The 10678-nt window shown below is 35.4% G+C and carries 11 protein-coding genes and 1 pseudogene; 4 read left to right on the top strand and 8 right to left on the bottom strand.

What is annotated here, in order from left to right; all coding sequences use genetic code 11:
• Window positions 1-51: 51 nt before the first annotated feature.
• The 7 genes and pseudogenes from RTR43_RS24895 to RTR43_RS24865 form a co-directional block, all read right to left on the bottom strand.
• Window positions 52-405: pseudogene (locus RTR43_RS24895) on the bottom strand (GNAT family N-acetyltransferase); the annotation flags it as partial.
• 117 nt (window positions 406-522) lie between these two features.
• The gene (locus RTR43_RS24890) at window positions 523-1395 is read right to left on the bottom strand and encodes a hypothetical protein (RefSeq protein WP_312476595.1); all 873 of its coding nucleotides are present in this window, start codon (window positions 1393-1395) and stop codon (window positions 523-525) included.
• 90 nt (window positions 1396-1485) lie between these two features.
• Window positions 1486-2370 carry a protein kinase family protein gene (locus tag RTR43_RS24885; protein ID WP_312476592.1) on the bottom strand — a complete coding sequence of 295 codons (885 nt, stop codon included), beginning with the start codon at window positions 2368-2370 and terminating at the stop codon, window positions 1486-1488.
• Window positions 2371-2907: 537 nt separating this feature from the next.
• On the bottom strand, window positions 2908-4041 hold the full coding sequence (locus RTR43_RS24880; protein ID WP_312476589.1) for an ABC transporter permease: 1134 nt from the start codon (window positions 4039-4041) through the stop codon (window positions 2908-2910).
• Window positions 4019-4906, bottom strand: a complete 888-nt coding sequence (locus RTR43_RS24875; protein WP_312476586.1) for an ABC transporter ATP-binding protein — start codon at window positions 4904-4906, stop codon at window positions 4019-4021. The genes RTR43_RS24880 and RTR43_RS24875 overlap by 23 nt, the downstream gene beginning before the upstream one ends.
• Entirely contained in the window at window positions 4866-5633 is a 768-nt protein-coding gene (locus tag RTR43_RS24870) for an ABC-2 family transporter permease (protein WP_312476584.1), read from the bottom strand. The genes RTR43_RS24875 and RTR43_RS24870 overlap by 41 nt, the downstream gene beginning before the upstream one ends.
• A complete protein-coding gene (locus RTR43_RS24865; RefSeq protein ID WP_312476580.1) occupies window positions 5617-6177 on the bottom strand; it encodes an RNA polymerase sigma factor in 561 nt (186 codons plus the stop codon). The genes RTR43_RS24870 and RTR43_RS24865 overlap by 17 nt, the downstream gene beginning before the upstream one ends.
• A 419-nt stretch (window positions 6178-6596) precedes the next feature.
• Here RTR43_RS24865 and RTR43_RS24860 point away from each other — a divergent pair, with 419 nt between their 5' ends.
• The 3 genes from RTR43_RS24860 (at window position 6597) to RTR43_RS24850 (ending at window position 8414) form a co-directional block, all read left to right on the top strand.
• A complete protein-coding gene (locus tag RTR43_RS24860; protein WP_312476577.1) occupies window positions 6597-6869 on the top strand; it encodes a hypothetical protein in 273 nt (90 codons plus the stop codon).
• Window positions 6870-7355: 486 nt separating this feature from the next.
• Window positions 7356-7628 (top strand): CD3324 family protein, encoded by a 273-nt coding sequence (locus tag RTR43_RS24855; RefSeq protein ID WP_312476573.1) that lies wholly within the window; start codon window positions 7356-7358, stop codon window positions 7626-7628.
• A gap of 126 nt (window positions 7629-7754) precedes the next feature.
• Window positions 7755-8414 (top strand): FusB/FusC family EF-G-binding protein, encoded by a 660-nt coding sequence (locus RTR43_RS24850; RefSeq protein WP_312476571.1) that lies wholly within the window; start codon window positions 7755-7757, stop codon window positions 8412-8414.
• A gap of 59 nt (window positions 8415-8473) precedes the next feature.
• Here RTR43_RS24850 and RTR43_RS24845 read toward each other — a convergent pair whose 3' ends face one another.
• Window positions 8474-9463: a DUF4003 family protein gene (locus tag RTR43_RS24845; RefSeq protein ID WP_312476567.1), complete on the bottom strand. Its 990-nt coding sequence runs from the start codon at window positions 9461-9463 to the stop codon at window positions 8474-8476.
• A gap of 217 nt (window positions 9464-9680) precedes the next feature.
• Between RTR43_RS24845 and RTR43_RS24840 the strand changes: the two genes are divergently transcribed.
• Window positions 9681-10307, top strand: a complete 627-nt coding sequence (locus RTR43_RS24840) for an NUDIX hydrolase (RefSeq protein ID WP_312476564.1) — start codon at window positions 9681-9683, stop codon at window positions 10305-10307.
• Window positions 10308-10678 lie beyond the last annotated feature (371 nt).

Here is a 10678-nt window from a genome sequence, read left to right as displayed (position 1 = left end):
CATGGCTTATATCCCCATTTCTGAAGAAAGGGGTTTTACGCCACTTTTTTGATAAGAAATGACTTTATTAACTGCTTCCTTTGCATATCCATTACCCCATTTTTCAGGAAAAAGTGCATAGCTTATTTCTGCTCTTTTATGTTCAATAGACCAATCTTGAAATCCAATAGTTCCAATAATACTACATGTTTCTTTTTGTTCAATTCCCCATTTAATACCACGTTTTTCATCGTAATTCGCCGAAAAATTTCTAATAATTTGTTTCACTTGATCTAAACTTGTTAGTGATTTTTGTCCGTAATAACGTAATACCTCCGCATTAGAAAAACAATTTAAAATATCTTGGGCGTCATCTTCAACTAATTCTCTTAAGATTAATCGTTCCGTTTCTAATAAAGGAAACATACTCTCACTCCCTTAACTAAAATTTGCATAAGTATATTTTACTTTAAAAATCTAAAAACAACTAAATTTCTATTCAACTATCCGTTCCTTAATTATATCCCCGTATAATAAGAACTTCTAATTAATTGGAAGGTAATCTTTCCATTCTTTCCACGCTTTAATATAATTGTTTAAGTCATGCGGGTGAACTTCAATACAAACTCCTATCCGTGTGTATAACTGAAAGAGAACCTCATCCAAAAGTCTTTCTTTAGTAATCGGGGTATCTTGGGTCAACAATGAAAATGATGAGAATAGGGTGCTTAAATTTAAACTGTCTGGGGAAGAGCAAAATGCATAAGTAAAATCATAAATCTTTGGACCGATTAGAGGTGAAGGGTCAATAACCCCTTTTAAATGATTGTTCTGATATACAAAATTATGAACACCAGCGTCTCCATGAAGATAATATTTCTCTTCTTGATTTTCGTACGTTTGCAATTTATTAACCAATATCTCTACTTTTTTATGTTCCTCATTTGGTAATAAATCGCTTATATATTTTTGGGCGAATTCCAAACTCTCTAAATTGAAGTCTGCCCATGAATTTCTCTGTATTCCATTAACTCTACCCCAGTGAATGCCTTTGTCTACTTTTTGGTATTTATTTAATAATTCCTCAATTAAAATAGTCATCCATTTTAATTTAGAACCACGATTAAAATGGGTCTCTCCAGAAAGATAAGAGTATACAATAAATTCTTTTTTTTCATCTGTATAAAGTACATTAGGTAATAATTTTACATCTTTATAAGTTTGGAGAAATTTCTCTGTTGTAGTTATCAGTTTAGGTTGGTCCATTTTTATTACATATTTCGGTATCCCATTATTAGATAGAGTATATAAAATTCCATTTGTCGTACCACTTGTTAATTTCTTTAATTCTATTTCATCATTTTTTATGATGCCTTTGTCTACAAGACTAGTAATGATTACATTTATTTTTTCCATTCATTTTATCCTCTCGAAGAATTTTTATAAATTTTTACAAGGTATAAATTAAGGCGACCTCCTCTTTCGAAGAATCGCCCATTGTATTAATTATTTTAAAGCGAACTTCCAGGCCTCATAAAATGCTTTAATCGTTGAGTATCGTTTATCCCGATCCTTTTCGACAGCTCTTATGGCTACATTATATAGCTTCTGACAAGCTTCCCACTTTGAAAATGAATGATCCATTTCGCCACCTAATAACCCAAAAGCTATTGCTCCCATGTTAAAAACATTTGTTATAGAATCAATTGGGGATGCAAGCTCGTACTCCTCTGGAGATTTTGTTCTATTTGCCCCCCAAAAATGTTCCCCTAAATCATTTACAGAAGGTGATTTACGATAAAAATCTATATCACATATTTTTGTTTCATTATTCTTGAAATCGTATAGAACACTTCCATCATAAAAATCTACGGCAACAAATCCTTGTGATTCCACATAAGTGTGAAAGGAAAAAATTGTATCAAGGGTTTTTAAACGTTTTTCAATTTCAAGATTCTTATATCGATAGAACGGAGACTCAGGGTGAGTATACTTGGCCTTTCCACCAAATGACCAATGTGAATGCAAGCATTCACCTTCGAACCATTCAAAAACTGCTGCATACCCATTCTCTATGAAAAAATGATCTATCAATTTTATTAAATGTGGATGCTCTAACTTTTTATAAACTGGTATCGCCTCTATCAAACGGTCAATTGCATCTTTTGAATTACCAGAAAATTCTATAGGTTTAGCTCCAGCATATTTCACAAAAAACTTTTTGTTATTACTTTCTAATCCGAAACTAATATTACCTGAATCTTGTTGATCGAACACACAAAAAACATCCCCTAAATTCTTTAACCAAAAAAAATCATGAGTCTTTTGTAACTGAAAACTCACTTTGTCAATTACTACTGTAATTAGATTCTGTTGCTCTTCCTTTTTCATAATATGATCCTCCTATTAATAGGGATCACGTAGTTTTTAGGGGCAATGATACGTTCTCCCTTTTAATAAAGTTCAACCCCGTTAAGTACCATCGTCATTTTCATAAAACAACGCCTCCTTTTATATCCATTAAAGAAAATTGTACCATTTTTTTATCAATTACTGCTTTATTTTTTGTAAATTCACACAATTCAACCTTAACTATCCTTCAACTAACAGACTAGTGTAACTAAAATAACATCAACATTTATTAACAAAAAAGATGAGAACCAGTCCATTTTCAAATGTCTCTATAAAAGTTATACTCATTAAAAATAGAGGTCAACCAGTGATTCTGGTTGACCTCCATTTTATTTCTCCGGCTTCAATAGTAATGATTTTCTTCACCCCATGATCATGGCTTTATTCAATTGTCTACCATTTTCTATGGGATTAAATTGTAGGCTTCTGATAACTTTGCAGGCATGATGTACACTCCATTATCAACTACCTTTTCTAATCGCAAGATCTGTTTCTTGTACTATTTTTCTCTTGTAGTTATACAGTAACTTGTTTCTTCCTCATTACCCATTTTGTCATATACCAGAACAAAATGATTAAGATAATTGACAGGACCACAGCCAAAATGGGCTGAAGGACAGGGATGCCGAAAAGGTTATAAGTTCTAAATCCCGCAAACAGTTCTTTCACTTTCATAAATTGATAAACGGAAAAGGAAATGAACCGGTCAACCCAAACTTTTTTCGTCCCTCCAAAGTCAAGCACTGTATCCAAGGCGAGAGGAAGTCCAAAAATCACTCCACTTGCCAGTAGAGATACCGTCACCTTTCTGCTTACTGCCGAGATGAATACTACAATTAATCCAAAGGCGAGGGCAGCGATCACATGGATCGTCATCATAACGGCAAAGGTACTTGACAATGAAAATGGATAGGGCGACTCATTAAATTGGATAATCCATTGCAGGGAAGATTTCCAGCCATGCATGCCAAATGAATAGGTAGCCATGGCAAAGCTATACAAACTCCAAACAATAATGACTGATAGAATAAATATCAGTGAGGCCAGTATTTTGGCGGTAACAGCTTTGGAACGCCCATATTTTGAACTCAGTAAAAACTGGTCCATTCCCGAACTGTATTCCTTTGAAAAAATCGTCCCAATTCCGATAATCGTCATAAAAGCCGTTATGACAAATCCAAATGTATAAATCATGTCCATCATTATGCCTGGCCCTTTTTGATAATAAAAATCAGAAGTATCAACCCTCGAGAGCATGTCTTTTTTTAACACTGCTTCCCTTTTTTCATACCCAGATGGTGCCTCTTTGATGTTTTCCTTCAACAATGCAATTTCTTTGTTTCGATCATCGGTAAAATTTGTTTGTTGATCATTAACCATTGCAATACTGTACATAATTCTCTCTTTAAATGTAAGCTCTCGTGTAGAGTCTGTTTTTTTATCGATTTCCCCTCTTATCCTATCTAGTTCTTTTATTTTATCAGCAGTTATTTTCCCTTCCCATCTCTTGTATTCCTGATAAATAGGCTGCTCATTACTGCGATTCACGAAACCGCCCGTACTCATAATCGCAATCAGCAAAGCAAATAAGATATAAATACTCTTTTGCTTATAAATCTTGTATAACTCAAACTTTAACAGCTGCAGCATCGAAATCCTCCTCGAAAAAGTATAAATATAAATCTTCTAAATTAGGGTTCGTTACGGTCGCAGCAGGAGATGGCCGGTCATCACTAATAATACGCAGCTCCACTCCGCCATCACTACGGACAATATTTCCGACTTTAAACAGCTCCTGGTATCGCGGTATTTCCGATTCGGCAGCTTTTACGACCCATACCTTTTCAGCAATCTCATCCAGCAATTCCTGAGGATTCCGTTTATGAAGCAGCCTGCCATTTTTTAAAATTAATACTTCTTTTGCTATGAATTCAATGTCTGACACAATATGAGTAGACAATAATACAATTCTCTCACCGCTGATGGATGAAAGCAGGTTGCGGAAACGAATTCGTTCCTTCGGGTCAAGGCCTGCTGTTGGTTCATCGACAATCAAAATTTTGGGATCATTTAATAATGCCTGGGCAATTCCGATCCGCTGCTTCATCCCGCCTGAAAAAGTTCCAACCTTCTTTTTGCGAACTTGCTTGAGATTAACTAATTCCAATAACTCTTCTATTTTTAAGGTTGCAGCCTTTTTATTGAGCCCTTTTAAGGCAGCGATGTAATGCAAAAATTTTTCTGCCGTGAAATTTTTATAAAGTCCAATATGTTGAGGAAGATAACCAATCATATCCCGGTAATCATCCCCTAGGTCAACAATATTTTTTCCATTAACATGGATTGTGCCTGAGGTTGGTGTTGTAACGGTGGCCAGCATTCTCATCAATGTTGTTTTACCCGATCCATTCGCGCCCAAGATTCCGTACACACCGTTCGAAAATCCGCATGAAAAGTCCTCTATCGCATGATTGTTACCATATTTTTTTGTTAAGTGTTCTATCGCTAAATTCATGGTAGGCTCCTTTGTGAATCATTTTAATTTCAAGTCCCAGTACAAAAATGGCGGCTATTAAAAGGAACAGGAATATTCCAACAGGGACTGTTTCATAAACCGATTCCATTTGACTAATCGCCATGCCAAATGTGAACAGAATCGCAATGGAAATCGGTGCTGCAAACACCGCTCTAAATTTAATGGATAAAAATAAACAGAATGCGTTCGAAATCATATATGGTACCACCCAATATTTCAACAGCGAGCTTAATAGGATGGGCTCAGTGAAGATATTAATTATTGCTATTAATAGCACGTTGCAGACAAGATTAAACAATCCTATAATCGCTAATTTCGAGAGTATTAATTGTGAAGGAGAATGCTTAAATGATAATTCCAGTTCGATCATTCCTTCATCCCTGCCGCGGAAAACATCGATTAAGCTGATTAATACTGGCAAGGGGGCAAGGAGAAATAAAGTCATATATGGATTTCCACCACCCAAGAAAATGAATCCTATCCCTGTGACTAAATAAATCAAATTGGTGATCCAGAACAAACGGGTAGTAGCCAGTAATTCTTTATATGCATGTTGAAAAAGCCTTGGGGTGTGTTGTATTTTCTTCTTTTCAGGAACATATTGGTGCAGTTTTGCAATGGTTTGATCAATTTCTTCTTCGTTTGGATACTCAATGTTAAATTCGTTTAACCACTCTTCCAGTTCGTGATTATTTGGCTTGATCAACGTCATCACCTCTTTGTAAAAGTCCCTTTAGTTTTTCCATTCCTTGACGGAGCCTTGACTTCACGGTAGATTCACTCGTCTCCATAATCAGTGCAATTTCTTTAATTTTTAAGTCGTGATAATACTTCAATATAATCGTGTCACTCTGATAATCAGGAAGTGAATGGATGGCATCCTTGATCTCCTTGCGCTTTTCTTTTCTTTCAAAAATATAGGGAACCCCAGATGAATCAGGAGAATGCTGCTCTTCTAGTTCCTCCGTCATCTTTGATACTTGATACGATTTTGAGCGGAAATAATCCGTGCAATGATTAACAGCCACTGTATAAAGCCACGTTTTGAATTGGGCCTTTTCCTCGAAGGTATGTATGTGTTTCAACATTTTCATAAAGACCTCTTGAGTAAGGTCGTATGCTATGTCTTTATTGCCGGTTTTCCGATAAATGAATGAGTAAATTTGTTGATAATAGCGTTTCACAAGCACTTCCATTGCGGAATGACTGCCTGCTTTAATTTCAATGACTAAGTCACAATCCGAAATCAAAATTCTCACCTCAACTTGTTTAACGATTCGACTTTAAGAAAAGTTTTAAATATAACTATCTTTAAAAATGTATTTTGTCAGAGAGTATTGAATCGAAAAGGCGAACAGTGACAAGCGCTGTTCGCCTTTTTGTTAAGCATTGACTTTTACATCAGCAAACTTTAATTCAGTGAAAACGGTTTTTATTTCAAGAAAACGATCGCCTTTATTATAAAGATTTAAGAAGCTGGGTTTCTACCTTTCTTAAAAGATATAGAAAATCATTTCTCCCTATATTTGGAATATTCAATATCATTTTGCTTTACTCAATAATTTCTAATGTTACAATTTTAACCAAAAACAAGATAATTGACCATTCATTTCTCTCCCCTATGGGCAAATCATACATCTACTCAGATATCACAAAGATTAACGCTGGCGTGTATGAAAAGAAACAGGATGGCCACTCAAAAGGGGATTTTTATTACATCATAGAATTGAATGACAGAACCAAAATCGATTTATCTGCTCAAGAATACGGCGGATTTAAAAACGACGAAGATCCACGGTTTATACTAGAAAGACTCGATAATCAATTAGTTAAAATGGGGATTCCTAAAAAGGCAAGTATGAAAAATTTTGAATACACTACTAAAAATTTGGCCAAGACTTATACCGATAAAATCCGAAACATTTTAGAAAATACGCCTTGATAGATTTCTGTCCTCATGAACCCCTTATGAAGAAAAATTTGGTTCTGACTTAGGGAATTTTGCCCTCATAAGCCTAGTTGGTGACCAAAAATGAATAAAAAAAATCGGGTCATGACCTCATTGCCAACGATTAAACAAATAATTGCACCTATATTCGCAAGGTTTTTCCTCAAAACTTTTTTTTATTAAACTTCAATCCTAGCCATACGAGATGAAGATATTTTATAATGAATAGTATTAGTCATTACTTGAATAGGGTAATTATAATACAGCTATTTTCAAACATTAGGGGGTGTTTACTCATGGGGAATCAGTCTAGATTGCCAGATACTGCAGCAACTCATGCAAAGCCAAGTGTTGGAAAGGCGAAACTTTGCATGGGGCGGACCTTTATCTAAAAAATTCGCCCAGGTAAGCTTTTATATCATTTCTAATATCTGGCTTTGCACCTTATTTATCTAACTAAAAATAAGGGGCTGGCAAACCATGAAATATGTAAATGCAAACAACCTATTACCTGAAAAGCTGATTGCAGAAATTCAAAGATATGTTCAAGGGGAAACCATCTACATTCCCAAACCAGCAACAACTTATCGGAAATGGGGCAGTTGTTCGGGGGGAAGAAAGTTAATTGATGACCGAAATGCCTCAATTAAAAGGGCTTTCAAAAACGGGGACAGTATTCATCAATTAGCGGAAGAGCATTTCCTGTCAATCGAAACGATTAAAAAAATTGTTTATTCCCATAAAAAGCACTGATGATTTCAATCATCAGTGTTTTCTTATGTAAAAAACGTTTCTAAGTCATTCTCTCCATTTTATTCAGTGAGAATTTTTTCTAAAATAAAAATGTACTTACTTTAAAATGTATTGAGGTGGTTTACCATGACTGGAAAATTCATTAAGAATGAGCATTTCAATTTTATAAAACAACAAGTGGCATTGATAAAGGATAGCTACAAAAAGAACTCTGATCCGACCGTTATTAATGCAGTAAGAGAGCTCGCTAATGCCAAAATTATAGAACTCTTTCCAGATGTAACTAGTGAACAAACGGAAATGCTGGACCTGATGAAGTGGAAAACGGATTATGAATTTGACCACTATATTCAACAACTATCAAGCTTTCTATTACCCTTTCCCAAACTAACCGACCAACAGATTAAAAAGATGTTTCCTAAAACCAAGAAATTAAAGGTTCCTGATTTATCGCAAATTTCTCCCGAGCAACTAACCTACTTAAGCTGGACGGATATCAGTACCAACAAAAAATTTATTGTTTACCCATTAAATGAGAAATTGGTCGGGATTGAATGTAAATACACTTTGTTAAGCAAGGATAATATGTGTTCGTTCTGTAAACGTTTCGGTAAAGTTGCTTATATATCAACCATTACAAAAGCGAAAAAGTCTAAGAACCCAGATTACTACAAAGCAATTGGTAACTTCATCTGCTTCGACAGCTCTAACTGCAATAAAAAAATTACAAACGTTGATTATTTGACCACTTTTCTAAAAATCTCTTTAGGGGAAGAGAATGGATGAAAATATTTAACTGCAATATTCGTTCTATCTCCCCCTTTTTTAATAAAATATTAATATAATTACGTATTACCGTTGGAACTGCTGGCTGCCACTGTTGCAGCCGTGATGCTTGCGGTCATTGCCGCTTGTTGGGCTTGGATGAGAGTTTCAATCGAAATACTTAAACCTGTTCTGGCTGCATCTCCTATTGCTGTCATTGCACTCATCAATAATAGGACACTCATCATAAAATTAATCTCTTTGTTCCATTTAAAGAGTTTATCCCGATTCAAGTCTTCATTTATCATAAGGAGGCTATTTATTTCACTTTCCCTGTTTTCTAAAAAGCTAAGCATGCCGATATATGGATAATAAACTCTCTTGGTTTTTTGTTTGGAATTGTCGAGCAGTTCTTTTATTTCCAAGCAATGTTCTGCTTTTTCATCTGGTCTATATTCTGAATTCAACGCCAGAATGTGGCTTAAAAATTGCAGGTCATTCCCGGTTGAAAAACCTTTTTCCTGCAGAACCTGGTAATACTCCTCCACATTGCTAACAATTTTTTCCGAATCTTTTTCACATTGAGCCAGTATTGATGCTAAAGGATAATCACCAGAATTCGTCAGAAAAAAGTGGTGTCTTTTCATCCCTTTGTAAATATCCCCTGTTTTCTGAACGATTTCATCGATTCGCATTGGTTCCACTTTTAAGAGAGTACCAGCTGAAATATAGGAATAGGCATTACGGCTGAAGCCATTTTCAATTAGCTTTTCATAAATGGCAATGAAACGATGAAAGCTTGTTTTTGGATCATCTGTTGTCGTATCCAATGTTGCAGCGATACTAAAACGCTGCGTAGATTTTAAATAGGAGAAAGCCCCTACATTGTCTTTAATATAATCGGCAATATCCAGATACCTTTTTAAGTGAAACTCTTTTGAGGTTGATACATACATGCCGGCAATCAACATGAGGGTGCGCTTATCTGCTTTCCATTTTAATGCTGAATACAACTGCGAGTAGATGTCTTTATAAGCTTCCATTTTTTCTTTTATTAATCTTTCTTGCATCTGTCATCCCTCACCTTTCACTTTGGTTCTTTCTTTTAATACGGGGAATGGTCAAGGATGGTTTCAAAAGAATGCTATTCATATGAAACCTATTACTTTTGAAAATAGCTCCCCCCTAGCAAGCAAAACTAGTTGCATGAAAAGGATGAATATATTATTCTAAATGTACATAGAAAATCTATATATATAGAATACTTATATATGAGGAGAATTAATAATGGAGAATGAGCAATTAAAAATTTTTGATAGTAAGCGAAAACCTATTGGAGTGGCAACAAGGGAAGAAGTGCACCGATTCGGCCTTTGGCACGAATCCTTCCACTGCTGGTTTGTTAGCCGTGAGGATGAGATCGATTACCTTTACCTTCAGCTTCGCTGTGACCTGAAAAAGGACCATCCGAATCTTTTCGATATTACGGCAGCTGGACATTTATTAGCCAATGAAACGGTAGAGGATGGGATTAGAGAGATTGAAGAAGAATTAGGAATTGAGGTTGCTTTTACTGAGCTAATTCCATTAGGTATTATCAATTATTGTGTCGATCATGAAAAATTAATTGATAAGGAACTTGCACACACATTTTTATATAAAAAAAATCTGACCTTTGATGAATTTACCTTACAAAAAGAAGAAGTTTCAGGAATCGTCAAAGTTAAATTTGCTGACTTTACTGACCTTTGGATGGGAGAAAAACAAGAAATAAACATGAAAGGATTTGAAATTAATAATAACGGGGAAAAACTAGCTATCGACATGATGGTTGGGAAAAAGCAGTTTGTCCCGCACGAGCTTTCATTTTACGAAACGATTATCCAGTTGATTAAAGAAAAACTAAATGAATAAAGTCATGCTTCTCTGTGGTGAATACCTTTGCGAGCAGTATCTGGCGCTGTTGGACAATACAGAACTGTGTTTCTAAAACGACAACTATTAAAGACATTTTTGGCCAGGTGGTAGTGGGTTTTGTCCTTTAGAAGCTCACTTATAGACATTTTGGGTCAGCTGACTGTGGATTTTGTCCTTTAGAAGCAGGCTTATAGACATTTTTGGACAGCTGACTGTGAGGTTGTCCTTTAGAAAGCCTCTTATAGACATTTTTGGCCAGGTGGTATTGGATCTTTTTTCCCCGATTCCGGTCACCAATAACCTTCATTGGTTTCCACTTTTTCGTTTTTTCCTCGATTTCGGTCACCAATAGTCTTCATTGGTTACCA

It is taken from the genome of Neobacillus sp. (assembly GCF_031988165.1).
GTDB classification, from domain to species: Bacteria; Bacillota; Bacilli; order Bacillales; family Cytobacillaceae; genus Neobacillus; species Neobacillus rhizosphaerae.
The sequence above is the reverse complement of the archived record's forward strand: the minus strand, read 5'-3'. Positions and strand labels throughout refer to the sequence as shown.

What these genes read in the sequence shown, in the direction of transcription:
- RTR43_RS24890 (WP_312476595.1), bottom strand. Translation starts at nt 1,395, where the DNA reads ATGGAAAAAATAAATGTAATCATTACTAGTCTTGTAGACAAAGGCATC.
- RTR43_RS24885 (WP_312476592.1), bottom strand. Translation starts at nt 2,370, where the DNA reads ATGAAAAAGGAAGAGCAACAGAATCTAATTACAGTAGTAATTGACAAA.
- RTR43_RS24880 (WP_312476589.1), bottom strand. Translation starts at nt 4,041, where the DNA reads ATGCTGCAGCTGTTAAAGTTTGAGTTATACAAGATTTATAAGCAAAAG.
- RTR43_RS24875 (WP_312476586.1), bottom strand. Translation starts at nt 4,906, where the DNA reads ATGAATTTAGCGATAGAACACTTAACAAAAAAATATGGTAACAATCAT.
- RTR43_RS24855 (WP_312476573.1), top strand. Translation starts at nt 7,356, where the DNA reads ATGAAATATGTAAATGCAAACAACCTATTACCTGAAAAGCTGATTGCA.
- RTR43_RS24850 (WP_312476571.1), top strand. Translation starts at nt 7,755, where the DNA reads ATGACTGGAAAATTCATTAAGAATGAGCATTTCAATTTTATAAAACAA.
- RTR43_RS24845 (WP_312476567.1), bottom strand. Translation starts at nt 9,463, where the DNA reads ATGCAAGAAAGATTAATAAAAGAAAAAATGGAAGCTTATAAAGACATC.
- RTR43_RS24840 (WP_312476564.1), top strand. Translation starts at nt 9,681, where the DNA reads ATGGAGAATGAGCAATTAAAAATTTTTGATAGTAAGCGAAAACCTATT.